Annotated in this window: 28 protein-coding genes; 18 read left to right on the top strand and 10 right to left on the bottom strand. The window is 54.6% G+C overall.

The features are described 5' to 3' along the window. Positions 1-9 precede the first annotated feature (9 nt). Complete coding sequence (locus M6D81_RS18555; RefSeq protein ID WP_262678412.1) at positions 10-1,251, top strand: hypothetical protein; 1,242 nt, start codon at positions 10-12, stop codon at positions 1,249-1,251. 24 nt (positions 1,252-1,275) lie between these two features. Here the strand turns inward: M6D81_RS18555 and M6D81_RS18550 are convergent, their stop codons facing one another. Then, positions 1,276-1,440 (bottom strand): hypothetical protein, encoded by a 165-nt coding sequence (locus M6D81_RS18550; RefSeq protein ID WP_262678411.1) that lies wholly within the window; start codon positions 1,438-1,440, stop codon positions 1,276-1,278. Positions 1,441-1,502: 62 nt separating this feature from the next. Here M6D81_RS18550 and M6D81_RS18545 point away from each other — a divergent pair, with 62 nt between their 5' ends. From M6D81_RS18545 to M6D81_RS18515, 7 genes are all read left to right on the top strand, one after another. Then, the gene (locus M6D81_RS18545) at positions 1,503-1,697 is read left to right on the top strand and encodes a hypothetical protein (RefSeq protein WP_262678410.1); all 195 of its coding nucleotides are present in this window, start codon (positions 1,503-1,505) and stop codon (positions 1,695-1,697) included. Next, positions 1,687-1,986, top strand: coding sequence for a hypothetical protein (locus M6D81_RS18540; protein WP_262678409.1), 300 nt, complete (start codon positions 1,687-1,689; stop codon positions 1,984-1,986). The genes M6D81_RS18545 and M6D81_RS18540 overlap by 11 nt, the downstream gene beginning before the upstream one ends. Next, complete coding sequence (locus tag M6D81_RS18535) at positions 1,983-2,915, top strand: S-layer homology domain-containing protein (RefSeq protein WP_262678408.1); 933 nt, start codon at positions 1,983-1,985, stop codon at positions 2,913-2,915. Before M6D81_RS18540 ends, M6D81_RS18535 begins: the two co-directional genes overlap by 4 nt. Before the next feature lie 279 nt (positions 2,916-3,194). After that, a complete protein-coding gene (locus M6D81_RS18530; protein ID WP_262678407.1) occupies positions 3,195-4,658 on the top strand; it encodes an amino acid permease in 1,464 nt (487 codons plus the stop codon). A 170-nt stretch (positions 4,659-4,828) separates the two neighbouring features. Then, positions 4,829-5,428, top strand: a complete 600-nt coding sequence (locus M6D81_RS18525; protein ID WP_262678406.1) for a TetR/AcrR family transcriptional regulator — start codon at positions 4,829-4,831, stop codon at positions 5,426-5,428. A gap of 165 nt (positions 5,429-5,593) precedes the next feature. Continuing rightward, positions 5,594-6,163 (top strand): hypothetical protein, encoded by a 570-nt coding sequence (locus M6D81_RS18520; RefSeq protein ID WP_262678405.1) that lies wholly within the window; start codon positions 5,594-5,596, stop codon positions 6,161-6,163. Next, positions 6,160-6,804, top strand: a complete 645-nt coding sequence (locus M6D81_RS18515; protein WP_262678404.1) for a GNAT family N-acetyltransferase — start codon at positions 6,160-6,162, stop codon at positions 6,802-6,804. The genes M6D81_RS18520 and M6D81_RS18515 overlap by 4 nt, the downstream gene beginning before the upstream one ends. A 95-nt stretch (positions 6,805-6,899) precedes the next feature. Here the strand turns inward: M6D81_RS18515 and cyoD are convergent, their stop codons facing one another. The 4 genes from cyoD to cyoA are packed head-to-tail and all read right to left on the bottom strand — an operon-like array spanning position 6,900 to position 10,797. Further along, on the bottom strand, positions 6,900-7,241 hold the full coding sequence (gene cyoD, locus M6D81_RS18510) for a cytochrome o ubiquinol oxidase subunit IV (RefSeq protein WP_262678403.1): 342 nt from the start codon (positions 7,239-7,241) through the stop codon (positions 6,900-6,902). 1 nt (position 7,242) lies between these two features. Beyond that, a complete protein-coding gene (cyoC, locus tag M6D81_RS18505) occupies positions 7,243-7,887 on the bottom strand; it encodes a cytochrome o ubiquinol oxidase subunit III (protein WP_262678402.1) in 645 nt (214 codons plus the stop codon). After that, a complete protein-coding gene (locus tag M6D81_RS18500) occupies positions 7,887-9,875 on the bottom strand; it encodes a cbb3-type cytochrome c oxidase subunit I (RefSeq protein ID WP_262678401.1) in 1,989 nt (662 codons plus the stop codon). Before M6D81_RS18500 ends, cyoC begins: the two co-directional genes overlap by 1 nt. A 37-nt stretch (positions 9,876-9,912) precedes the next feature. Beyond that, positions 9,913-10,797: a ubiquinol oxidase subunit II gene (gene cyoA, locus M6D81_RS18495; protein WP_262678469.1), complete on the bottom strand. Its 885-nt coding sequence runs from the start codon at positions 10,795-10,797 to the stop codon at positions 9,913-9,915. Between the two features lie 413 nt (positions 10,798-11,210). Here cyoA and M6D81_RS18490 point away from each other — a divergent pair, with 413 nt between their 5' ends. From M6D81_RS18490 to M6D81_RS18480, 3 genes are read left to right on the top strand one after another with little or no spacing between them, the layout of a single operon-like run. Further along, positions 11,211-12,266: an ABC transporter substrate-binding protein gene (locus tag M6D81_RS18490; RefSeq protein WP_262678400.1), complete on the top strand. Its 1,056-nt coding sequence runs from the start codon at positions 11,211-11,213 to the stop codon at positions 12,264-12,266. A 34-nt stretch (positions 12,267-12,300) separates the two neighbouring features. Continuing rightward, complete coding sequence (locus M6D81_RS18485) at positions 12,301-13,308, top strand: FecCD family ABC transporter permease (RefSeq protein ID WP_262678399.1); 1,008 nt, start codon at positions 12,301-12,303, stop codon at positions 13,306-13,308. Further along, positions 13,305-14,315, top strand: a complete 1,011-nt coding sequence (locus M6D81_RS18480; protein WP_262678398.1) for a FecCD family ABC transporter permease — start codon at positions 13,305-13,307, stop codon at positions 14,313-14,315. The genes M6D81_RS18485 and M6D81_RS18480 overlap by 4 nt, the downstream gene beginning before the upstream one ends. A gap of 56 nt (positions 14,316-14,371) precedes the next feature. On the opposite strand, the gene ytxJ is transcribed toward M6D81_RS18480, so the two are convergent. Next, positions 14,372-14,734 (bottom strand): bacillithiol system redox-active protein YtxJ, encoded by a 363-nt coding sequence (ytxJ, locus tag M6D81_RS18475; protein ID WP_262678397.1) that lies wholly within the window; start codon positions 14,732-14,734, stop codon positions 14,372-14,374. A 235-nt stretch (positions 14,735-14,969) separates the two neighbouring features. On the opposite strand from ytxJ, the gene M6D81_RS18470 reads away from it, so the two are divergent. Further along, positions 14,970-15,317 (top strand): DUF1360 domain-containing protein, encoded by a 348-nt coding sequence (locus tag M6D81_RS18470; RefSeq protein WP_262678396.1) that lies wholly within the window; start codon positions 14,970-14,972, stop codon positions 15,315-15,317. Positions 15,318-15,391: 74 nt separating this feature from the next. On the opposite strand, the gene M6D81_RS18465 is transcribed toward M6D81_RS18470, so the two are convergent. Together M6D81_RS18465 and M6D81_RS18460 are read right to left on the bottom strand one after the other, a co-directional pair. Further along, on the bottom strand, positions 15,392-15,682 hold the full coding sequence (locus M6D81_RS18465) for a hypothetical protein (RefSeq protein WP_262678395.1): 291 nt from the start codon (positions 15,680-15,682) through the stop codon (positions 15,392-15,394). Between the two features lie 111 nt (positions 15,683-15,793). Next, positions 15,794-17,821: a transglycosylase domain-containing protein gene (locus tag M6D81_RS18460; protein WP_410795758.1), complete on the bottom strand. Its 2,028-nt coding sequence runs from the start codon at positions 17,819-17,821 to the stop codon at positions 15,794-15,796. A gap of 274 nt (positions 17,822-18,095) precedes the next feature. On the opposite strand from M6D81_RS18460, the gene speE reads away from it, so the two are divergent. Beyond that, entirely contained in the window at positions 18,096-18,923 is an 828-nt protein-coding gene (gene speE, locus M6D81_RS18455; RefSeq protein ID WP_262678393.1) for a polyamine aminopropyltransferase, read from the top strand. A gap of 19 nt (positions 18,924-18,942) precedes the next feature. Beyond that, positions 18,943-19,812 (top strand): agmatinase, encoded by an 870-nt coding sequence (gene speB, locus M6D81_RS18450; protein WP_262678392.1) that lies wholly within the window; start codon positions 18,943-18,945, stop codon positions 19,810-19,812. A 193-nt stretch (positions 19,813-20,005) separates the two neighbouring features. Here the strand turns inward: speB and M6D81_RS18445 are convergent, their stop codons facing one another. Beyond that, complete coding sequence (locus M6D81_RS18445; protein ID WP_262678391.1) at positions 20,006-20,356, bottom strand: metal-sensitive transcriptional regulator; 351 nt, start codon at positions 20,354-20,356, stop codon at positions 20,006-20,008. A gap of 114 nt (positions 20,357-20,470) precedes the next feature. Here M6D81_RS18445 and M6D81_RS18440 point away from each other — a divergent pair, with 114 nt between their 5' ends. From M6D81_RS18440 to argS, 3 genes are read left to right on the top strand one after another with little or no spacing between them, the layout of a single operon-like run. Then, positions 20,471-21,007, top strand: coding sequence for a DNA-deoxyinosine glycosylase (locus M6D81_RS18440; RefSeq protein WP_262678390.1), 537 nt, complete (start codon positions 20,471-20,473; stop codon positions 21,005-21,007). A 58-nt stretch (positions 21,008-21,065) separates the two neighbouring features. Next, positions 21,066-21,509 (top strand): YwiB family protein, encoded by a 444-nt coding sequence (locus tag M6D81_RS18435; protein WP_262678389.1) that lies wholly within the window; start codon positions 21,066-21,068, stop codon positions 21,507-21,509. Then, a complete protein-coding gene (gene argS / locus M6D81_RS18430; protein WP_262678388.1) occupies positions 21,506-23,197 on the top strand; it encodes an arginine--tRNA ligase in 1,692 nt (563 codons plus the stop codon). Before M6D81_RS18435 ends, argS begins: the two co-directional genes overlap by 4 nt. 40 nt (positions 23,198-23,237) lie before the next feature. On the opposite strand, the gene M6D81_RS18425 is transcribed toward argS, so the two are convergent. Beyond that, positions 23,238-24,368: a S8 family peptidase gene (locus M6D81_RS18425; protein ID WP_262678468.1), complete on the bottom strand. Its 1,131-nt coding sequence runs from the start codon at positions 24,366-24,368 to the stop codon at positions 23,238-23,240. Between the two features lie 357 nt (positions 24,369-24,725). On the opposite strand from M6D81_RS18425, the gene rpoE reads away from it, so the two are divergent. Beyond that, positions 24,726-25,289 (top strand): DNA-directed RNA polymerase subunit delta, encoded by a 564-nt coding sequence (gene rpoE, locus M6D81_RS18420; RefSeq protein ID WP_262678387.1) that lies wholly within the window; start codon positions 24,726-24,728, stop codon positions 25,287-25,289. Positions 25,290-25,334 lie beyond the last annotated feature (45 nt).

The following is a 25,334-nucleotide window of genomic DNA, read 5'->3' as shown; positions in this document are numbered from 1 at the left end:
GAAGAGAGGATGGAAATGATGAAGGTGCCGAAAAGTCCGTTAGTCGCATTTTGGCTTTCTTTTATACCCGGCGCAGGCCATGCCTACCTTGGACGTATGTGGCGATTTTTGCTTTATGCCGGAGGCTTCTTTGGTCCAATAGGTTTGGGGTTTCTCGCCCTGCTCGTTAGCGGAGGGGATATCGGAGGAGACGTTCTCGCGTTCCTGCTGTTCGTGGCGGCTGTGTTCGCCATTGTCAATATGATCGATATGATTGTGACCATCATATCCGGGAAGGTAACGTCTGTGGAAGGAGAACGCATCGTTCCGCCCGCGCCTGCCGCTTACGCCGCGAGTGCATACGGATCTGCGTCGAGCGGGGGCGTTGCATACGGGTCGGCGCAGAATGGCGGCACTGCGTACGGTGCATCGCATGGAATGCCGCATACCTCGCATGCAAGCGGCCAAGCCTACGCCTACGAGCAAGAAGAAAAGACCCGGGTGATCATGCTGTCCATTATACCGGGAGTCGGTCATATGAGCCTGGGCCTTATGCAGAGAGGGATTACGTTCTTGATTTCCTTCGTCGGGCTGTTGTCTATAATCCTGTTCCTCAGTGTTGTCATGGGTTCCGGTGCGGTGCTGATCTTCTTGCTGGCGCTGCCGGTCATATGGGCATACAGCATATTCGATGTTATCAGTCTCGTGAACGCCAAACAGCGCGGAGAGGTGCTGGAGGACCGCTCCCTGTTCGTACAGGTGGAGAAGCATATGTCCGGGCAGAAGAACAGAGCGCTGGCTATTGCGCTTGCGGTCTTCCCGGGAGCGGGCCATCTGTATCTCGGCCTGCAGAAGAGAGGGCTTCAACTGATGGGCGGGTTTCTGCTGGCGATGTTTATGATGGACAGCTTGCGGCTGTCGCTGTTTTTGTTCCTTCTGCCGTTATTCTGGTGCTTCGCTTTTTTCGATGCCGTGCAGATGACAGCCCGCTACGAGAGGCAAGAGCTGCAGGATGAGCCGATCCTCTCCCAGTTGGTGCCTTATCAGCGCTGGTTCGGCGTATTGCTTATTTTGTCCGGCGTTTATTATTTGTTCGACCGCATTGCGGCGGAGTTGATTACGCAGTACTTTCATCAGTTCCAGAATGAGTATTACCGGTTCAAATATATGCTTCCCACCGTCATAACCGCATTCATTATTATCGTTGTCGGCCTGCGCCTCGCCTTCGGCGGGAAGCGTGCAAGCGCGCAAGCTGACAGGCGCAAGGGCTGAACCTCAGCACGGGAACCTGCTCAGCTATTCAGCCTTGCGCTCCAGACCTAATCGGACATATTGCTCTTCCGGGGCGTCATACTGTCGCATCAGCTTGATCATATGCCTGATCATCCCGGTCTCAATCTTCTCATTGTTCAAGGGATGCAGCTGCTGTGGGTCCTGAAGCAAATCGAACAGCAAGGTCAAGGTTCCTTCCTCGAAGGCATAGTGTGAGCTTCGCTTACCGTTGAAGAGGGAGTCCGCAGCAGTTGGGTTCTATTCGAGAAAGCGAATGGCGGGTGCAATCGCAAGTGATGAAGCTCATCTATCGTGAATCTGGAACGCATATGGGTGGGCATGAGCGTATAGTTGAACAGCAGACGATTGTCCTTGCCGGCCGGTGCGCGCATATAGATATAACGCCCGTCCGTGCAGTTCACATGACCGCAGTGTATGCCGAATAAGGCGGCTTCTCTGACGGATTTGTCGGCGGCAATTACAGCTTGCAGCGGATGGCCCGTCATATATAATGAGTCAAGTGCTGACACGTTTGCGGGAAGCAGCGGAGCCGCTGTTGACGATAGAAGCCGTGATGCGGAAGGGCTGGCGCAGGTGCAGCTTCCGATAGGTTCGCTGCTGAAGATCCAGCAGGAATTGCCGGACGTGGTCATTGAAGTCGAGCTGAATGGATCGAGTTATCAACTTGTGATTTCAGCATTGGATCTTCCCGGTGGGCAGCCGAGCTTGGTGTGAACGCGCAGGATGTGAAGCTGACAATCAGCGTGGAACGCGTAAATGAGGAGGTGGCGGAAGAGGTCGCTGAAATGGCGGCGGCGAAAGGGCTGTCGCTGGCAAGTGACGTAGTGGAATTTAAGCTGAGCGTCGAGGCGAATGGACAGTCATTGGAAATTAGTGAATATGGCGGAGCCTATATGGCGAGAGCCATCGTGACGCAGGAAGACAGCGAACGGCTGATGGGGGTATGGGTTGACCTTGATGCCGGAGCATTTGTCTTCGTGCCGTCAGAAGATGCCGCGCGATCCACCGGTGAACGGGAGATCGTGATGCATGTGCCGCATAACAGCCTGTATGCGGTAATAGAGCGAGAGCCGGTTCGCTTCGCCGACATGGGCGGCCACTGGGCCGAGCGGGAAGTGGAATTGTTGGCTTCCTATCTGGTTGTGCAAGGTGTCGAAGATGATCGTTATGCCCCTGACCGCATGATTACCAGGGCGGAATTCGCCGCTCTGCTCGTTCGTTCCTTGGGCATAGCGATGGGGACGGGCGATGGCGGTTCGAGCTTCAGCGACGTGGACGCGCGAGCGTGGTATGCGCCGGTCGTTGCGGCGGCAGCGGATATCGGGTTGGTGAGCGGGGTTGGAGGGGAGCGATTCGCCCCGGATGCGCGCATCACCCGAGGGCAGATGGCCGTGATGATGAGCCGAGCGATAGCATTCATCGGGCATGAGCTTCCTGCAAGCGATCCAGATGTTCTGGCTCCGTTCAAAGATCGGGACACCGTTCCGAATTGGGCGACGGATGCCGTAGCGGCGCTGGTGCAAGAAGGCCTGATGGGTGGCATGTCAGCGGATCGGCTGGCTCCGGAAGCAGAGGCCACCCGCGCGCAAGCGACGGTGGTGTTAGCGAGATTTTTGATCGATGCCGGGTTTATTGCCGAATAAGTGATGTAAGCAGCTGTCCCGCCAAGCCGAATGCCGGCTCGCGAGACAGCTGTTTGGCGTTTGCAATCAAGAAGCGCTCGGGTTCGGAGCTTCCAGCAGTACGCTGAACGACGCCCGCGTCGTTACGTCCGTCGCCGGAACCCAGCCCATGTATGTCGTATCACACGGGCATATGGTTGTATATGTGCGAACTGGGAAAAAGTAAAATGGAAACCGTTCGGGATTGGCACTATAATAAGAAGGTTGAAAGCTGGAATGAAGGTTAGAGAGGAACAAGCAATGAGCAACCAGAGCAGTCAGAAGAAGCAAGGTAATGGGCAATTGGTGCGCGGGCTGAAGGCCCGTCATATGACAATGATTTCGCTGGGCGGGTCGATCGGCACAGGACTGTTCCTTGCCAGCGGCGGCGCCATCCATAACGCGGGTCCGGGCGGAGCGCTTCTCGCCTATGCGGCGATCGGATTTATGGTATATTTTCTTATGACCAGTCTGGGGGAGATGGCGGCCTATATGCCGGTGTCGGGCTCCTTCAGCACTTATGCCGGACGGTTCGTCGATCCGGCGCTCGGCTTCGCGCTGGGCTGGAACTATTGGTTCAATTGGGCGATTACAATCGCTGCCGAGACCTCTGCAGCAAGTCTTATCGTGAAGTATTGGCTGCCGGAGTCTTCGACTCTGTTATGGAGCGCATTATTCTTAGGCATTATGGTGTTCATTAATTACTTGTCGGTGCGCTCGTTCGGCGAGTCGGAATATTGGTTCTCAATGATCAAGGTCGTCACCGTCATCGTCTTTATTGTGGTAGGTCTCCTGATGATTGCCGGCATTATGGGCAATAACGCACCGGGCTTGCATCGGCTGACGGAAGGGGACGCGCCCTTCCATGGCGGATTTCTGGCGATGCTCGGCGTATTTATGGCGGCAGGCTTCTCCTTCCAGGGGACCGAGCTGATTGGCGTGTCTGCCGGGGAGAGCGAGGACCCGGCGAGGAATGTTCCGAGAGCGGTCAAGCAGATCTTCTGGCGGATACTGTTGTTCTACATTATGGCTATCTTCGTTATCGGCGCTCTAATCTCGTATAACGATCCCATGCTATTGAATGTCAGCGTGACGAATATCGCGGTCAGTCCATTCACCATCGTCTTCGAGAGAGCGGGATTCGCCTTCGCGGCCTCCGTCATGAACGCTATTATCCTCACGTCGGTGCTATCTGCGGGCAGTTCCGGGCTGTACGCTTCCACCCGCATGCTGTGGGTGCTTGCGAAGGAGGGGAAGGCGCCGGGATGGCTCCGCTATTTGAACCGGGGAGGCGTCCCTGTAGCCGCGCTGGCCGTGACAGCCGCCATCGGCATGCTGGCATTCCTTGCTTCCCTGTTCGGAGACGGCGTGGTGTACGTCTGGCTGCTGAACGCATCCGGCATGTGCGGTTTTATCGTATGGCTGGGCATATCCATTAGCCATTACCGCTTCCGCAAGGCGTTCGTGGCGCAAGGACATCGGCTGGACGAGTTGCCGTACCGGGCAAGATGGTTCCCATTCGGCCCGATCGTCGCCTTCTTCATATGTTCTATTGTGATCGTCGGACAAGGCTACTCCATGATCCGGGACGGGAGCTTCAATATATACGGGCTTATAGCGACCTATATCGGTCTTCCGATTTTTATCGCCGTATATGTCGGCTATAAGGTGAAGTATCGCACTCGCGTCGTTCCGTTGGAGCAATGCCGTTTCGGAGACGACTAACCTTGGTTCAGCCGCAGATGCTGGTATCAACGTGAACGATCAGAGGCTCTGCAGCGAATGCAGAGTCTCTTTTTGCATGCCGTTATGTACGGAAGCGGGGGGATGCTCATCGCTCCGATGCAATTGAATCGTTGACGAAGTTCGGCTACACTACTAGTGAGGTGAAGAGAATGAGTGGTTTTGAGCGTCGCAAGCAGATGAAGATGGAGCAGATTTTTCAAGCATCGGCCCAGTTGTTCGCCAAGTATGGCTACGAGAAAGTGAGCGTGAACGAAATAGCGGAGCGCGCCAGTGTATCACCGGCTACGATTTACAATTACTTCGGGACGAAGGACCGGCTGTATGCGGCAATGGTCAAGGGGGGGATGGAGAAGCAGCTGCAACAATGCGAGTCTATCCTACAATCGAAGATGAGCTATAGGGAGAAGACGAAGGCGATTATGCTGCTGGATGCACAGTCTTTGCAGCTGTTATCGGAGGATGCGTCCGCTGCGGATGCACTTCGTCATCACGGGGTTATGACAGCGATGGAGGAATTTTATGAGGAGGCCATAAAGCCGTTCTATATCCGTTATCTGGCACTTGGCAAGCAGGAAGGCTACATCGGCTCAAGCTTGTCGGAGGATATGGCGATTCGCTACTTGCGGATGTTCATGAACGAATTGGGCCGTCAGTGGTCGGGTGACAAATCAGCCTTCCATAGCGGGAGTGAGCTGGATAGCATGCTGGAACTGTTTTTCTTCGGATTGGCGGGACAATGCGAAGACTAACGGCGCAAGCCGAGTAATGGCGCAGGCTGGATAAGCTTCCATTCATGAAGGGTGGACTAGCTATGCGATAATTATGTAGTAAATGTATTAAATAACTATAAAACTATTGAAATTTAAGAATGACTCCTATATGCTTGTAGTAACAACCAATAGGAGTGATCCCAAATGAAGACAGTTAAAATTCCCGGATTTCTGCATGATGTGTTTGGTGAAAAACAGACTTGGGCGACAATTATTACGATTTTCGCATGCAGTATAGCATTGACGGGCACGATTTATTTCTTGTACCCGGAAATGGTAGAGGGCATTCCATTATGGCGCTCCCTCATCGCCTTGATATTGATGTGGGATATATTCGCCGGCTGTGTGGCCAATTTCACCGCTTCAACCAGCAATTTCTATGCGGAGCGTCCGCTTAACCGCATTGTTTTCATATCCATCCATGTGCATATTCTCGTTGTAGCCTTCTGTCTGAATGAGGACATCGGTTATGCGACTGCCGTCTGGGCCTTCACCATTGCCGGAGCCTTCCTGGTCAATTCGCTCGTTCAACCGCAAAGACAAGTGTTCCTGGCGGGATTGCTGTTGACGATCGGCATAGCCGGACAGCTGTTGTGGCGAGATGTGGAGCCGTATATGCTGGTGACGGGCATGCTGTTCATGCTGAAGGTGCTGTACAGCTTCTCGGTTAATCATTATGGGCATTCAGCACAGAAGAAGGGCGGCAGAGGATGAACACGACTTATCGAGTGGCGAAGCTGCAGCCCGGCGATAAGGAACAATTCATTGAGGCATTTCTATCCGCGTTCCGCAACGATCCGTTAATTGTACACGCATTCGGACATGAACGCAGTGGTGATCCGGCGACCGATAGGCGCATACGGGCATTCCTTGGCTTTCTGTTCGATAAGGGCATGCTGCTGGATGAGCCGTTATGGGGAATCTATGACGGGACAACGCTGCTTGGCGGATACATTGCGGAAGGAACGGCGGACCAGCCGTCATCCGGAGGATGGGCGAAGCAGTTGCGTCTCTCCTGGAGAATGCTGGCGCTGGCGCGTCATATCCCGATGCAAGCACTTCGCTTCCTGAGCGACTACTCCCGCATGACCCGGGCTGTCGTGCCAGTTCTGCAGCACCGCTACTTGACGATGATTGCCGTCAGGAGAGAAGCGCAAGGCTGCGGATTAGGGAAGAAGCTGCTGCTGCACGTATTAAGAACGGCAGAAGAAGTAGGGATGGGCGTTGCGCTGGATACGGAGAACCCGGACAATGTCCCTCTGTACGAGCACTTCGGCTTCAAGCTGATCAAGGAGATCAGGGTAGATGGCGTTACTGTGTATTGTATGTTCTGCGATACCTCCGCCGTATCATAGGCGCATGGCGTAGTGGCTGAACGATATATAAGATGAGCAATATAAAAGGCTGCCCTTCAGCGGAAGGGCAGCCTAATCTGCTTATTCGGTATAGCTTAAGCCGCCACCTGGTTGTAGGTCATAATCCAGATCGAGCCTGCGACGATTGTAAGCATGATGATCAAGCCGAAAATCAACGCGATCAAGTTGAAGCGCGGCTTCTTCTCATCGCGGATATGCATGAAGAACAGCAGCTGTACGCCGAATTGCAAGATGGCCATGACCAGAATCAATACGGTAGTCGCCTGCTTGCTGAACATGTCGTTCATGACCGCCACAAGCGGAATGATTGTCAGTACGATGGAAAGCAGGAAGCCGGTGACGTAAGCCTTGATAGAGCCGTGTCCGCCATGCTCGTCGTGCTGTTCATGCGTAGCGTGATTCGTATGGTTCGCCATTCTACATCACCCCCATCAGGTACACGATCGTGAAGACGAAGATCCAGATGACGTCAAGGAAATGCCAGTACAAGCTGACAATGTTCACTTTTCGCTTCGTTACCGTCGTAATTCCCCTGCGGGACAATTGAATAATGAGCGCGGTCATCCATACCAGTCCGACCGATACGTGCAAGCCGTGCGTGCCGACCAGCGTGAAGAAGGCAGACCAGTAAGCGCTCGTGCCAATCGTCGCGCCCTCATGCACGAGGTGCAGGAACTCTGTCACCTCCAGATAGATGAAGGATGCGCCCAGCAGCGCCGTAACGGCCAGCCAGAAGATGAGGCCTTTCTTGTTGCCCTTGTTCATCTCCAGCAGCGCAATGCCGCTCGTGAAGCTGCTTGTCAGCAGGATGAATGTCGAGATAATAATGCCGGTCATCTCGATCAGCTCGCCGCCGGTAGGACCGGCGGCCGTATTGTTGCGAAGAACGATGAATGTGGCGAACAGGACGCCGAACAGAATAACGTCGCTGATCAGGAACAGCCAGAAGCCGAACGTCTTCATCTCTTCTTGCTCATGGTGATCATGATGATCGTGGCCGTGGCCGCCATGACCGTGATGGGAGCCGTGAGCGGTCGTCTTCTTCATCATTGCCTCTGCCATTAGTGAGCCCCCCTTGCAGCGGCTTCCGTCCGCTCGATTTCTTCTACAGGGATATAATAATCCGTATTATACGTGAACGATCTGACAAGCATGCATACCGCGACGCCGATCAGGCCCGGAATGGCCATCCAGGTCCAATCCCATACGAAGCCGAAGCCTGCGATGAACCAGAAGATGGACATGATGAACGCATTGCCCGACTTGCGAGGCATATGAATCGGCTCAAGCGGCGCTTGCTCAGCCGCAGCAACCTCTGGCGCATCCGGTTCGCCGCGCAGCTTGCGCTGCTTCTTCTCCCACCAGTCGTCCTGATGCGTCACGACAGGCAGGCGGGCGAAGTTGTACATCGGTGCAGGAGACGGAATGGACCATTCCAGCGTTCGTCCGTCCCAGTTGTCGCCGGTTGTTTCTTTCTTCAGGAACTTGATGCTGTGCGCAATCTGCCATACCTGGAAGATGAACGCGATACCCATCAGGAAGGCGCCGACGGTCGATACGACGTTCAGCGGCTGCCAGCCCATGTCGAAGTTGTACTCGTTGAAGCGGCGTGTCATGCCCATGAATCCAAGCGCGTATTGCGGCATGAAGCACACATAGAAGCCGATGTTCCAGAACCAGAATGCCCATTTCCCCAGCCCTTCATGCAGCTTGAAGCCGAACAGCTTCGGCCACCAGTAATACAGGCCCGCGAAGTAACCGAATACGACGCCGCCGATCAGCACCTGATGGAAGTGAGCGATCAGGAAGTAGCTGTTGTGGTATTGGAAGTCAGCCGGCGCGACGGATAGCATGACACCGGTCATGCCGCCTATGACGAAGCACGGAATGAAGGCAATCGTCCACAGCATAGGCGTCGGGAAGCTGAGCCGCCCCCTGTACATCGTGAATAGCCAGTTGAATATTTTCACGCCCGTCGGTATCGCAATCAGCATCGTCGTTATCGCAAAGAACGCATTGACGTCCGCCCCGGAGCCCATCGTGAAGAAGTGATGCGCCCAGGTGAAGAAGGAGAAGAAGCTGATGGACATAAGCGCGAATACCATCGATTTGTAGCCGAACAGCTTCTTCTTGGAGAACGTCGCGACGATCTCGGAGAAGATGCCGAATGCCGGCAGGACAACGATATAGACTTCGGGATGTCCCCACATCCAGATCAGGTTAATATACATCATCGGGTTGCCGCCGCCGTCCAGCGTGAAGAAGTGAGCGCCAAGATAGCGGTCAAGGAACAGCAGGAACAACGTAACCGTCAGAATCGGGAAAGCGAACAGAATCGTGACGGATGACGACAATACCGACCAGCTGAACATCGGCATCTGCATCAGCTTCATGCCCGGAGCGCGCATTTTCAATATCGTGACGATAAAGTTAATGCCTGTCGCAAGCGAGCCGATACCGGATATCTGAATGCCCCATATATAGAAGTCCTGGCCGACGCCCGGGCTTCCCGACAGACCGGATAGAGGCGGATAAGCCAGCCAGCCTGCGTCAGGCGAGCCGCCGATGATGAAGGACAGGTTGAACAGCATCGCTCCGAAGAAGAACATCCAGAAGCTGAAGGAGTTCAGGAACGGGAATGCTACGTCCCGTGCGCCGATCTGCAGCGGCACCATAATGTTGAACAAGCCGAACATAAGCGGCATGGCCATGAACAGAATCATAATGACGCCATGCGTCGTGAAGATCTGGTTGTAATGCTCCGCGTTCAGGAATTCCATCCCCGGTGCGGCCAGCTGTACACGCATAAGCAAGGCGTCGACGCCCCCGCGGAACAGCATAAGCAGGGAACTGATAATGTACATAATGCCGATCCGCTTGTGATCGACAGTGGTCAGCCACTCCGTCCAGAGCCAGCGCCACTTCTTGAAGTAGGTCAAGGTGAATACAATCGCTACCAGCGTCAAGGCAATAGACACTTGAGCTCCCAGAATGAGAGGGTCGCCCGTAACGAAAAAATCGGATGAAAATGCTTTGATTTTATCCCACATGGTTATGAGTAATTCTCCTTTCGTTAACGGTCAATTGTTAGTCGTTATCGCCATTGCCGCTGTCTTCCGCTTCATCCTGCTTGTTCCCTACGCCGTGATGGGCATGCGGGTTGGCTGCGCCGTCTTCGACATACTGCGTCACAATATGCTCGAACAGTCCTTCAGGGAAGCTGGAGAACGACTTCACATCGGATGTGCCCGGCGTGCGCATATCTTCATAGTCCTGTATGGCCAGCGCAGGGGAAGTTGCCTTCACCTCGTCGATCCATGCCTTGTATTCCTCTTCCGAGACGGCGTCCGCCGTGAATGTCATCTGGGCGAAGTCCTTCCCGGTGAAGTTGGCGCCGGAGCCATAGTAGCTTCCTGGTTCATCCGCCTGAAGATACAAGGTCATTGCCATTCCTGACATGGAGTAAATCTGTCCGCCCAGCTGCGGAATCCAGAAGGAATTCATTGCCATATCGGATGTGAGCTGGAAGCGTACCGGAACGTCCTCCGGGAACTTGATATAGTTGACCGTTGCTATGCCCTCATCCGGATAAGTGAACAGCCACTTCCAATCCATCGAAGTGACTTGGATCGTAATCGGCTCTTTATCCGAGGCCAGCGGCTTGGATGGCTCCAGCTTGTACGTATAAATCGCTGTAATGATCGCCAGAATCAGAATGACAATGATCGGGATGGTCCACCAGGTCACTTCCAGCTTCGTATTATGCTCCCAGTTCGGCTTGTAGGCAGCCTTGCTTCCGGGACGGTCTCTGTAACGCCATACGATCACGGCTGTCATAATAAGGACAGGGACGAGTATGACCAGACACAGGACGGTTGTGATAATAATCAAATCCTTCTGATCCTGTCCGATCGGTCCCTTAGGATCCAGCACAATGTACTCTCCGCTGCAGCCCGCAAGCGTGAAGGTCATCGCCAGGAACAGTACAGTTGCCAGTATGCGATAATAAGGTCTCATCAACGGTTCCACTCCTTGGGTAATAATTGCTTACGATTAACATATCAGATTGAAGCGCTTCTGACTGCGGCTTTAACAATAACGTAAACAATTAGACTTCATTCCGACAAAGTTTATTCACCAGTTCGCCATAAGGAAATTTTTGCTGATCGTGCAAAAATCCAGCGATTGGAACAAATGAAGTTTATATTGACAGTGAAGGTATACTCGTTTAGAATCATTAACGTTAATTGATTATCATTATCACTGTATAAAAAGTCACATCAATTCTCACGTTGTGCGGATAGTCACTTTTCTAGATACATATGAGAATGATAATCGGGCAGAATTATCTATTATTTAGGCATGAATAGAAAGGGGCAGTCATCATGTTAAGAGGGAAAGCGACGTTATGGGTTGTGGCGGGAATGGTCCTGCTGATGACCGTGCTTGCCGGGTGCGGCGGCGGGAATGCGGCCAAGAAGGAGAACGGGGCCGTACAGGAGGAGGCGTCCTCCAATGCCAATGTTGGCCAAGAAGGCGACGCATCGGCTAAAGGAGACAGCGCTGCCGGCGATGTGCGCGAGATCAAGCATGCAATGGGAGAGACGAAAATCGAAGGAACGCCTCAGCGTATCGTTACGCTCTATCAGGGGGCGACGGACGTGGCTGTCGCGCTTGGCGTCAAGCCTGTAGGCGCTGTAGAGTCTTGGGCGCAACAGCCGATGTACGACTACTTGAAGGAAGAATTGGCGGATACCGTGATTCTGGGAAGCGAAGCTCAACCGAACGTGGAGGAAATCGCCAAGCTGAAGCCGGATCTCATTATTGCTTCCAAGCTGCGCAATGAGAAAATCTATGAGAACCTGAAGGCGATCGCGCCGACTGTGGCGCATGAGACGGTATTCCAATTCAAGGAGACGGTTGAGCTGATGGGTCAAGCGTTGAACAAAGAGAAGGAAGCTGCGGAGCTGCTGCAGGCCTGGGATGCGAGAGTAGCGGATTTCAAAGGGAAAATCAGCGCCAAGCTAGGCAGCGAATGGCCGGTTACCGTGTCCATCTTGAACTATCGCGCAGATCATGCGCGCATCTATGTAACGGGCTATGCGGCCAATATTTTGAATGAACTGGGTTTTATTCGGACGGAATACCAGCAGAAGGAAGCCGATGAGGGCAAAGTCGTCATCAGCTTGACGGATAAAGAAGCGATACCGAGCATGAATGCAGGCACGATCTTCTATTTCATAGGCGGATTCGGCGAGGACGAGGCTGTGAACAAAACTTATGAGGAATGGACCACGCATCCTCTATTCCAACAGCTGGATGCGGTGAAGAACAAGCGGGTATTCATGGTGGATGAGATTGCGTGGAATCTGGGCGGCGGCATCTCCAATGCCAATGTGATGCTGGATCAGCTGTATGAGCATTACGAGCTTGAGAAGTAGGGAGCATACTATGGTTGGCAAGGGGATTTGACGAATGCCTTTATTGAAACGAACTTCCGCCAAGTGGTGCGGGTTGGCTGCTGGGATGGCAGTGCTGCTGCTCGCCTTCACGGCGAGCATAGCGTTCGGACAGACCAGCATGCCTCTGTCGACGGTTTGGACCGCATTTTTCAGCTACGACCCGGAATCCGCCGAGCATGTCATTGTGACGACGACCCGCTTGTCACGCGCGATCATCGCACTGGTCATCGGAGCAAGCCTGGCTATCTCCGGCGCGCTTATGCAGGCGCTGACCCGCAATCCGCTTGCGTCACCCAGTCTGTTCGGCATTAATGCAGGGGCAACGTTATTCGTAGTCCTTGCTATTACATTCTTCTCCGTCAATTCGTTATCGCATTATATGTGGTTTTCCCTCCTTGGCGGCACGGTCGCCGCGGTGATGGTCTTTGCTTTGGGGTCGCTGGGGAAGGGAGGCGCATCGCCGCTCAAGTTCGTATTGGCGGGCGCGGCGGTAACCGCCCTGCTCCTGTCTCTGACACAGGGCTTCCTCGTCATCAGCGCCCCGGCTATTCAAGGGGCGTTGTTCTGGCTTGCCGGCTCGGTAGCAGGCCGGACGCTGGAGATGCTGCTCCCTATTCTGCCGTTCCTGCTTGCAGGGTGGGCGGCTGCACTGTTCATGGGCAAGTCGGTGAACATTCTGACCGCAGGAGATGAAGTCGCGACCGGATTAGGTCAGCGCACATTCTTGCTGAAGGCCGCTATGGCCGTCATTATTGTGGTGCTGGCGGGGGGCTCGGTATCGGTGGGCGGCTCCATCGGCTTCATCGGACTTATCGTGCCGCATATCGTCCGCAGCCTGGTAGGAGCGGATTACCGCTGGATTATACCGTACTGTGTGCTCGTAGGCGGTATCGTCTTGCTGCTAGCGGACATCGGAGCGCGATTCATGATCAGCCCGGAGGAGCTGCCGATCGGCGTCATGACCGCTCTTGTCGGAACGCCGTTCTTCATCTATCTTGCTCGCAAGGGGGTTAACCGATGAAAGCAACCTTGAGATATCGAAGCTCTCTCGCCCAGGCAAGATCGTTCACGGCGCTCCTTGCAGCGCTGCTGCTTGTCCTGCTGTTGGGATTGTGCATCGGAAGCACGATGATTTCACCGCTGGAAGTAATCGCTCATCTGCTGGGCAAGGAGAGCGACAACGCGTTCACGATCGATACGCTTCGGCTGCCGCGCTTGCTGCTGTCTGTACTTGTAGGCGCTGCGCTGGGCGTATCGGGCTTGATTATGCAGGCGGTTATTCGCAATCCGCTCGGCTCTCCGGACATTCTAGGCGTGACGGGAGGCGCCTCGCTCGGAGCGGTGTTCTTCATCACGAGTCTAGCCGGCACGATCAGCCTGAAGTGGCTGCCGCTGGCCGCCATTATCGGAGCGGCGGCGGTGTCCATCCTGATATACCTGCTGGCGTGGCGCGGAGGTGTTACTTCCATCCGTCTCGTTCTTGTCGGCATAGGCATGGCCGCTGCGATGGGAGCGCTGACGACGATGGTCATCGTATTCAGCGACGAGCATTCCACCGTACAAGCTTATATATGGATGGTAGGCAGCGTGTACGGCGCCAATTGGGTGGATGTGCGAGCCATGCTGCCTTGGGCGGTCGTCATCCTGCCGCTGGCCATGCTGTTCGCGCGGACGGCGAATGTTCAGGAGCTGGGTGATGAGCTGGCAACGGGACTGGGCGTCAGAGTTCAGCTGTCGCGTCTCATTCTTCTTGCGATCAGCGTTGCGCTGGCAGGCTCCGCCGTCGCTTATGCCGGGGCAATCGGCTTCGTCGGCTTGATCGCTCCGCATATTGCGCGCCGATTGGTCGGGCGCAAGTTCACGCGGCTCATTCCCGCGACAGCGATCATCGGCGGGATCATCGTGGCAGCAGCGGATACGATTGCGCGCACCGCCTTCCTGCCGCACGATCTTCCCGCCGGCGTATTCGTATCCGGTATCGGTGCTCCGTTCTTCATGTATTTGCTGTATCGCAACCGTCATCAATGAGCAGTGCCGGGCTGTCGCGTTAGATATCCAAGGCCGATTGATCCCAATATACAAGTTTATGTCCGGGAGAGTGGGAGGGACTGGAGGGCTCTCATTATATTCGCGCCTTGGATACGCTGATGAGAAGCATGCCAGACCGCCCTTCCGAGGTGAATAATCAATACTTGGGGCGAGACATGCTTGACCGACAGCCGATCTGCAATTTCTTCCGACAGCGCCTTGCATTCTCTCACCTTTACCATGGCATATATAATGTTTAATCTCATCGCTTTCGTCTGATTCATAACCATCTGCAGCCTGTAGTGAGCGGCATGACTTGTGCCGCATTTTGTGCTGTGCTTATACAGAATGACAGGTGCGTAATGCGATTGTGCGATAAGTGTATTCAGTTCTTCGTTGGATTGAAGAAGTTGCAGCATGCTTTCATCCCCCTTTCTGTAAGCCCGGTGCGATTATTCTAATGAATAAATTTGTATCATATATTGAAATTACACTGTGCATTTGGTTTCTTAATAAGGACTTTAACGTTTTTAGACCGATTTTTAAGCTCTCTATACGATATGCCGCAGCCTGACAAGTAGTACAGGCAATGTCATCAATGCCTTAACCCAAAGATTCGTAAGAAGAATGCAAGGATGGGAGGGGGAAGAAGCGATGGAGCATCTGACGTGGCTGCAGCTTGCAGTACTCGTCCTGGCCGCTTACAGATTGACGCGACTGCTTGTATTTGATGAGATTACGGCATTTCTAAGAAGACCTTTCCTTGAGGAGAGCTTTCAACAGGATGAAGAGGGGAGACTAGTGGCGGTCGTTGAGGAGAAAGGAGGCAGAATACGCTCGTTTTTTCGTTATCTGCTTACCTGCTACTGGTGCATGGGGATATGGTGCGCGACGATTGTCGTCGTATTGTATTTGCTCTTCCCTTCGTACATGTATCCTCCCTTGCTCATTCTGGCAGTAGCGGGAGCTGCGGGTGTATTGGAATCCTTTGTGAAGGGATAGGCGGACATGAAGAAAGCCCCTTCCTCCAATGGGGGAAGGGGCTTTCTCGGTTGCGGAGATGAAATCCCGTTCTGTTACGGCTGGTTGTCGTAGTCGGCGTTCGCATTCGTCGCGCTGCCGTTCAGCCGCGCATGCACGAGGCCGATCGCCGTGCCGATGACATAGATGTGAACGCTGCCGACCAGGAAGCCGATGCCAACCATAAGCCCGACATTTCTATCGCTGAAGTGGTTCAGATTAATCAGGCACAGCACGACGCCGATGCCCAGAATGGCCCATGCGATGGCCGTCATCACGTTAACAAGCTTTCTTACTTCCGATTTAGTGGGACGCAGTCCGCTGATTCTTGCGGTTTTTGTCGTCATATTGAACACTCCCCGTGCGTTGTAAGTGCTTTCTTTGTCCTTACTATACCACAGGTTATGCCTGATGTTCAAAGAAAATTCACTTTTTGAACATAATTTAGACAAAAAGCATCAATGCGTCCACCATCGCTTGAAGTCCTCCCACCAGGAACGATGCCTGCTCTTATCCGGTGACTGCTGCGGCGAATCGGATTCATCGCCGTTCCGGCTGCTATCGGATGCCTCATGCCCGCTGCATACTTCCGTCGGCTCGGTGCCTGCCAGGAAGCTTTCCAGCCGCTTCTCCGGGCATCCGTCTCCGGCCAGCATGCCGGTGTCCGGATCGATGAAGACGCTCACGACGCCGTCCGGCATCGGGAAGAGCTTGGGCGGCACGGTCGTCAGTGCATCCTCCAGGAAGCTAGCGAAGATGGGAGCGGCGCGATGGGATTCCGCAACGGTCAGCAAGCGGTCTCTGTCGTAGCCGGCCCATACGGCTGCCGCCAGCTCGGGCGTATAGCCGACCATCCAGGAGTCGGTCGCCGTCGTGCCCGTCTTGCCCGCTACGGGACGCTTGATGATGGGAGCGACCCGGCGGGCCGTGCCTCCTTCATCGAATACGCTCTCCATCAGGCTGGTCATCACATACGCCTCCGCCGGCGTAATGACTTGCTCGGCGCGGGGCTTGGCTTCATATAATATGCGGCCCTTTCGATCTTCGATCCGCAGGATGGCTGTCGGTTCATGCAGCTTGCCGTCGCCCGCGAATGCGCTGTATGCCGAAGCCATCTGGAACGGACTTATCGGGAAGGTGCCGAGCGCCAGCGACGGAACGGGCTTCATCGTGCTGGTGACCCCAAGCCGTTTGGCCGTATCGATCACCTTCTCCGCGCCTACGGTCATGATCGTATTGACGGCATAGATGTTGTCGGAGCCGGAGATGGCGCGGCGCATATCGATATAATCTCCCACATACTTGTCGGCGTAGTTGCGCGGACGATAGCTCTTGCGCCCTTCATCATAGGTGAAGACGGTCGGCTCGCTCTTGAAGCGGGTAACGGGCGACATATAGCCGCTCTGCAGTGCTGCAAGGTACAAGAACGGCTTGAAGGTGGACCCCGGCTGGCGTGTATCGGCGAAGACGCGGTTATATTGGTTGCTCTTGTAATCGCGTCCGCCGACCATCGCTTTCACATAGCCGTTGCGAGGATCGATCGCGATCAGCGCCGCTTGCTGCTGCGAGCTTTCCGGCATGCCGTTCTTTACGGCTTCCTCGGCCGCGCCTTGAATATGCTGATCCAATGTGGTGTATATCGTAATTCCGCCTTCGTACAGCAGCTCTTCTTGAATGCCCAGCTTCTCAGTGGCAATATAGCGAACGTAATCTCTGAAGTAAGGTGCGAAGCCGTGTTGCTCATCGTCGAGCGGCTGGAAGTCCAGCACTTCGGCGTAAGCGGCCTCGGCTTGCCTCTCGGTAATGGAGCCCCCTTCGGCCATCGCATGCAGAATAAGGTACTGTCGATCCTTGGCATTTTTCATATTCATATAGGGAGAATAATATTTCGGTCCTTTCGGAATGCCTGCGAGCATGGCGCTCTCCGCCATAGACAGCTCGGAAGCGTGCTTGTCGAAGTAAAGCATCGCCGCCGCTTCGATGCCGTAGGAGCCGTGCCCGTAATAGATCTGGTTCAGGTACATCTCCAGTATGTCGTCCTTATCGTATTTCATCTCCAACTGGGCGGTATATACCGCTTCCTTCAGCTTGCGCTGCCAGGTCCGTTCATGGCTCAGATAGAGATTGCGGGCGAGCTGCTGGGTCAAGGTGCTGGCGCCTTGCCTGGCGGACATGCTCTGCATGTTCACCATGACGGCGCGCGCCATTCCTTTCACATCGAATCCATGATGATCGTAGAAGCGGCGGTCCTCGATGGCAAGCGTGGCGTCGATGACATGATGCGAGATTTCCTTCAGCGCCACCGACCGCCGGTTCTCGCCTGTATGGAACGTATCGATGACCTGGCCTTGCAGATCCAGCATTTGCGAGGTCTGGCTGACAGTCGAGACGGGCAGCGCTTGCGAGCGCAGGTAGAAGAATAGTCCGACACATATAATGAAGAAGGCTGCGGCGGTCAGGGCCGCCCTGCGGAGCCATTTCCTCATGGCCGGTAGACGCGGGAGAAGGTACTCCGATAGCCGGGGAGGGACCAGCTTAAGCAGCTTTTTCCTCGGTCCATTGGAAGCCTGATTCATGAAGCCAACTTCCTTTCATGCGATGCTTCGCTTTTCCTTAGTATGGAAAAATGGACGGGAGGCTATTCAATTGCAAGAAGAGGGAATAAATATTTTGTAGAGGGGCTGCAGAGAGGTTGCTTTTTTGGCTCCAAATACTATAATACAGGTTGAACCACCTTAGGGAAAGAAGGGAACGAACACCATGGAATTGTGGTATACGGAGAAGCAGACCGAGAGCTTCGGCATCACGGCAAAGATTACGAAAACATATGTAAATGAGCAAACGGATTTTCAAAAGCTGGATATGATTGAGACAGAAGAGTTCGGCACGATGCTGGTGCTCGACGGCATGGTCATGACGACGGTAAAGGATGAGTTCGTATACCATGAAATGGTGGCGCACCCTGTTCTGTTCACACATCCCAACCCGGAGAACGTGCTGGTCGTCGGCGGCGGCGACGGTGGAGTGATCCGCGAAGTCATGAAGCATCCCAAGGTGAAGAAGGCTGTACTCGTCGATATCGATGGCAAAGTGATCGAATACTCCAAGAAGTATCTGCCTTCCATTGCCGGCGAGCTGGACAATCCCCGTGTAGAAGTGCTGGTAGGGGACGGCTTCATGCATATTCATGACCATAAGAATGCATACGATGTTATTATGGTAGATTCCACCGAGCCGGTGGGGCCAGCGGCCAATCTGTTCACGCGCGGCTTCTATCAAGGCATCTATGAGGCGTTGAAGGAAGACGGCATCTTCGTGGCGCAGACGGACAATCCGTGGTTCAAGGCGGACCTGATCCAGAGCGTGAACAAGGATGTGAAAGAAGTGTTCCCGATCGTCCGCGTATACGGCGCGAACATTCCGACTTATCCAAGCGGACTGTGGACGTTCACGATGGGCAGCAAAAAATATGATCCGCTTCAGGTGGACGAAGCGTCCATTCCCGAGCTGGATACCAAATATTACAGCCCGCGCTTGCACAAGACGGCATTCGTATTGCCGAAATTTGTGGAAGACATGGTGAAGTAAGAGAGGACGGGCACAAGAGATGAAATTGGATCAGAAATATTCCGGCAATGTATTCATTCTCAGTTCGGAAGACTATGAGGCGTCGCGTGCGGTCATCTACGGCATGCCGATGGACTTCACGGTAAGCTTCCGTCCGGGCTCGCGCTTCGGACCGCCTCGCGTGCGCGAGGTGTCGATCGGGCTGGAGGAATACAGCCCTTATCTGGATCGCAGTCTGGAGGATATTGCCTACTTCGATGCGGGCGATCTGCTGCTGCCGTTCGGCAATGCGGCGCGCAGCCTGGAGATCATCGGCGAGTTCGTACGAGGGGTGCTGGCAGACGGCAAGATGCCGGTCGGCATCGGCGGCGAGCATCTGGTATCGTGGCCGATCTTCCAGGAGGTATACGCGAAGTACCCGGATCTGGCGATTATCCACTTTGATGCGCATGCGGATCTCCGTGAATCCTATGAAGGAGAGCCGCTGTCCCATTCCACGCCGCTTCGCAAGGCGGCGGAGCTGATGGGCGGCAACAACATCTACCAGTTCGGCATCCGTTCCGGTTCCCGAGAGGAGTGGCAATATGCGCGCGAGAACATCAACTTCCATCCTTACGAGGTGCTGGAGCCGCTGAAGCGAGTGCTGCCTGAGCTGGCCGGCCGTCCCGTCTATCTGACGATCGACATCGATGTGCTGGACCCATCCGCTGCTCCGGGTACAGGTACGGCGGAGGCGGGAGGCATCACGTCGAAGGAGCTGCTGGAGGCCGTACACGCCATTGCGCGCTCCGAGGCTAACGTCGTCGGCTGCGACCTGGTGGAGGTAGCGCCCGCATACGACCCTACCGAGCAGACGCAGATCGTGGCGTCCAAGGTGATTCGCGAGATGCTGCTGGGGTTCATCAAGTAATGCCAATAAGCCGCAATGCGGCCTTGCCATTCCCGAGCGCAGGAGATTCCAAGTACGGGCGATACCGTGCCGAGGGGGATCTCCCGAAATCGGAGGCGGGCCGTATTGCGGCTTTTTTGTACGCCAGCATTTATCCCCGCAAAGCCCTGCTTTGTGGGTTTATTTTGCTGCCTGCTTGCAGTTGGCGCTGTCATCACTTCATCAATTTGTTCACGGTTGTCAGCAATTCCGCTACCACTTCCGTATCGCCTTCCTGAATGCGCTCGATGACGCAGCTCTTCAGGTGATGCTCCAGCAGCAGCTTGCCGACTCCGTTCAAAGCCGACTGTACGGCTGCAATCTGATTCAACACATCGTCGCAATACGTATCCTTCTCGATCAGTCCCTTAATGCCGCGAACTTGTCCCTCGATTCGATTCAACCGGTTGATTAGGCTGCTCTTTACCTTGTCGGAATGATGGCTTCTCCGTTCGTGCTCGCCATTCCCGCAGCCGGCCGAGTCGGAAGCCGTCTCCTCTGCAACCGGATTCCGTTCATCATTCATCCTGTATCCGCCTCCTTCTTCTTGATAGCATTATACAATAGGACTTCCTCCGCTCCAAGCTTGCAAGTATCGCATGCAGCCTTGCCGGGAGGGTATAATGGAGATAGAAGGCAGGTGTCTATCAAAATGCGTATTCATTCCTTTCCGCCCGTAATCGACGACCATGCGAGAGTGCTTGTCTCGGGCACGGCGCCGAGCGTGAAGTCTCTGGAGTTCGGCCAGTTCTATGGCCATCCGAACAATTACTTCTGGCGAATCATCTATCGGCTGTTCGGCAACAGTGAGGGCGGCATGCAGCCCGATCCGGCATACGAAGACCGGGTCGCCTTCCTCCAGCGGCACAGGCTCGCTCTATGGGACGTCATTGCCTCATGCGAGCGGCCCGGCAGTCTGGATGCCAATATTCGGAGCGAGGTGCCGAACGATATTCCGGGGCTGCTGGAAAAGTATCCCGGCATCGTCTGTCTTGCATTCAACGGGAGCAAGGCTTACGATACGTTCTGCAAGCATTATCGCCATCATGAAGCGGTGCGGGGTCGAACCCTTCTGAAGCTGCCGTCTTCCAGTCCAATCCCGACAAGGGCGATGCGAACGCTGGAGGATCGGGTGGGGGCATGGCGAATTGTCGTGCCATATGCCACTAATCGTTGAAATTGACGGGCTACCTGTATATAGTAGTAACAGATGATTATAGAGGGAATGCGGGAGAATGATGAAGAAGAAAAAAGGGAAAATCCGAATAACACTAATCAGCGAACAGGACGGCACTTCCCACACGTTTTCTTACCGGGGAGAATGGTTCCTCAAGGAACGCTCCGTCTATGTCCGGTACATAGAGTCGGACGAGAATGACGAGGTGCGCGCGCTTATCCGCTATTGCGAGGGAGAACTGTCCTTGACCCGACGGGGAACGGTGCGGTCAGAGCAGCTCTTCGTGAAGGGAGAGCGGCGCAGCGGTCATTATCGCTCGCCGCACGCATCCCTGGAGTTGGAGGCCGACACGACCGAGCTGCGCGTGCATCGGCAAGGGGATGGAGAAGGATTGCCGATTCCGCCGTTCATGCTGGAATGGAAGTATGACCTAATATCAGGAGACATCAAGCTGGGACGGTTCCACAATCGTCTCTATATAGAGGAGGAGCAAGGATCATGAGCAGCAATAACGGAAATGTACTGGAAGGCATGTATGCCAAGCTGAAGGAGGCTATCGCGGATGCGGTTGTAGCGGCGGGGCTCGCTGCCAGAGAAGAGCTCCCTGTATTCGTACTGGAGGTGCCGAAGGATAAATCGCACGGCGATCTCGCCACCAATGCCGCGATGCAGCTGACGAAGCTGGCCAGACGCAATCCGCGCCAGATTGCCGAGGCGATCATTCAGCATCTGGATGCGAAGGGGGCGTCTGTTCAGTCGGCGGAGATTGCAGGTCCCGGCTTTATCAATTTCCGCCTGGACAAGAGCTATCTGTATCCCGTCATCGGCGAAGCGCTGGAGGCGGGCGAGAGCTACGGCCGTACGAGCAGCGGGGACGGCAAGCGGATTCAGGTGGAATTCGTCAGCGCCAATCCCACGGGCAGTCTGCATCTGGGCCATGCGCGCGGAGCGGCCGTCGGTGACGCGCTGTGCAATGTACTGGACTTCGCAGGCTATGAAGTGACGAGAGAATACTATATTAATGACGCGGGGAAGCAGATCGAGAATCTGGCATTATCCATTGAGGCGCGCTACAAGCAGCAGCTGGGTCAAGAGGCGGAGATGCCGGAGGACGGCTATTACGGCGAGGATATCGTCGGCTTCGCCAAGCTGCTGAAGGAGCAGGAAGGCGACCGTCTGCTGTCGCTGTCTCAGGAAGAGAGATTCAAGTTCTTCCGCAGCTTCGGGCTGGAGCGAGAGCTGGACAAGATCAAGCGTGATCTGGGGCGCTTCCGCGTCGGCTTCGACGTGTGGTACAGTGAGACCTCTCTCTACGAGAGCGGCAGTGTGGAGAAGGCGCTGGATGCGCTTAAGCGCTCCGGGCATGTGTACGAGGAAGATGGCGCTACATGGCTGGCGACGGAGCCGCTGGGCGACGACAAGAATCGCGTCCTGGTGAAAAATGACGGTTCCTATACGTACTTGACGCCAGACATCGCGTATCACCTCGACAAATACAGCCGCGGATACGACGAAATGATCAATATATGGGGAGCGGACCACCACGGCTATATTCCTCGGGTGAAAGCGGCGATGGCGGCTCTGGGCAACGATCCCGCCAAGCTGACGGTGCTGATCGCCCAGATGGTCAGTCTGTTCCAGGACGGCGAGAAGGTGAAGATGTCCAAGCGTACAGGCAAAGCGGTGACGATGGAGGATCTGATGGATGAAGTGGGCGTCGATGCGATCCGTTATTTCTTCACGATGCGGAGTATGGATTCCCATCTGGACTTCGACATGGATCTGGCCATATCGACTTCGAATGAGAATCCGGTCTATTATGTACAATACGCGCATGCCCGAATCTGGAGCATATTCCGTCAGGCGGAAGAGCAAGGCATTACTACGCCGGGCGACGGCAATTCCATCGATTACAGCAAGCTGAATGCGGAATCGGAGTACGAGCTGCTGCGCAAGATCGGGGAGCTGCCGCAAGAAGTGGCCGAGGCGGCAGGCGGCTATGCGCCGCACCGCTTGATTCGCTACGTGTACGAGCTGGCCTCCCAGTTCCACAGCTACTACCGCGCAGAGCGCGTCATTACCGAAGATGAGGCTCAGACGGCAGCTCGGCTTGCGCTGCTTGGCGCCATTCGTGTGGCCATCGCTAATGTGCTTCGTCTGGTGGGCGTGTCTGCACCGGAACGCATGTAACGCTTATCCATACGACGCAGAGATGCGGACTGCCGAGCGCTTAACGCTTCTCGGCAGCCTGCAGCATACGCCATACGTCCAGCTCGCCGATCGTTCGGCGGGCTTTGTTGCTTCTTAGCGGCTGCATGGAACGCTTCAGCACCGCTTTAATCTCGGCGGGCGACATGCCGGGATAGAGGGAGAGAAGAAGGGCGATGGCCCCGCTCACATGCGAAGTGGCCATGGAAGTGCCGCTCATCTCGTTATAATGGCCCCGGAGCCAAGCCGACATGATTTTGTCGCCTGGTGCATAAATATCAATATATGCGCCTCTGTTGCTGAACGGCGCAATTCTTCTGAGCCTGTTAGTCGCTCCCACCGAGATCGTCTGCGGATAACGGGCGGGATAATCGACAGTGCGCCTCTTGCCGTCGTTGCCGGATGATGCGACAATAATCACTCCCGCATTGTAGGCGTTTATAACGGCGGTCAGCAGAGCTTTGCTGCGATTGCGCATGCCGAAGCTCATGTTGATAATGTCCATTTTGTTGCGTACACACCATTCGATGCCCAGAATAATATCGGAGACGAAGGCGCTTCCGTTGTGATCGAATGCTTTCACGGGCGCAATAAGCGCTCGCGGAGCGACCCCGATCATGCCGTGCATGCCGTTGGCTGCGGCTATCGTGCCGGCAATGTGGGTGCCATGCCCGTTGTCGTCGCGGGGAGGCCTGCCTCTATGAATCAGGTTGATGCCCCGAAGCAGCGAGTGCTGGAGATCGGGATGCTGGAAGTCGACACCTGTGTCGATGACGCCTACCTTGACCCGATGTCCCGTTGTCGTACCCCACACCTGGGGCGCTCTTACATGCTGGACTCCCCACGGAATGCCGTTGTCCATGGCGCCCGCTTTATAAGGGGACGGGCGAACGCTGATCTTGCAGTCCTTCTCCAGCCATACTTGTCCCTGGAATGCTTCCAGTGACAATCCAGCCGGCAATTCGCAAGAGATAGCGCGGATAAGCGGAATCGGCTTGATTGACTTCATAGCGTCGGAAGAAGTATTCTGCTTTAAACGTTGAAGGAAGCGCCGATAATCGCTGCCATGTTGAAAGCGAATGATTTCCTTGCTTGTTCTGGGCGCAGCGGTCATAGCATGTTGCAACCAGCGTTGTAATGCGGCGATATCCATCAATGGCTTCCCCTCCCGAAGGACGATGCTGCACTATTGTATGAAGGGGGAGGGATGCTCGCATGAGCAACTGGCCTTTTTTTGCAGAAATAGGCCTCAGACCGTGACAAATTGCCGTGATTCACATACGATGAAGGAAGAGCTGCCAATGCTCTTGCATCTCCGATGGCGCTGCCGATCGGCGTTGTCGGAAGGATACAGTCAAAGCGAAGGGACCCGTCCCTTCGCTTTTTGTATGGACTGTTGCTCGCGCGCTTGCTTTTTTGAATAAAATAGGTTTTACTATAGTGTGACTAACATAAACCATGAAGAAAGCGTTGTACATATTTACCAAGCGCTAGGAGAGGAAGTGTTGATATGAGCAGCAGCTACACGTTAAAGCTGGATCCGGAACGGATTAAGGAAATGCCTATGGTTGATCTGGCCTTTGAAGTGCTCAAAGCGGCGAATACGCCTTATTATTATCGCGACTTGATGATGGAGATCGCGAAGATACGCGGCTTGTCCCAGGACGGGATTAACCAGTTCATCGCTCAAGTATATACGGAAATTAACATCGATGGCCGGTTCGCCTGCGTCGGCAGCAATATGTGGGGATTGAAGCGCTGGTATCCTGTGGAGCGCTCCGAGGACCCTGTCGGCAATGCCAAGCGTACGCGCATCATTAACGACGATGACGATATCGAAGACGATGAGGTGTACAACGACGAGGAAGACGACAGCTACAGCGGAGACGAAGAAGACTTCGACGCTTATGACGAAGACCATGAGGACTTCGAAGACAGCGACGACGATTCCGAAGTCGATGAAGAAGTGGAAATGGATGATGAAGACCTCGAAGATGAAGATGAAGAGGATGAAGACGAGGACGGCGATTCGGACAACGAAGATGCGGATGATGAGGACGACTTCGACAGGTAATATTTCGCCCTTCACTTTCGCTTGACATGTCCTATTACGGCAGAG

The organism is Paenibacillus sp. J5C2022 (assembly GCF_025567625.1).
Lineage (GTDB): Bacteria > Bacillota > Bacilli > Paenibacillales > Paenibacillaceae > Pristimantibacillus.
This window is presented reverse-complemented; position numbering and strand designations above follow the sequence as displayed.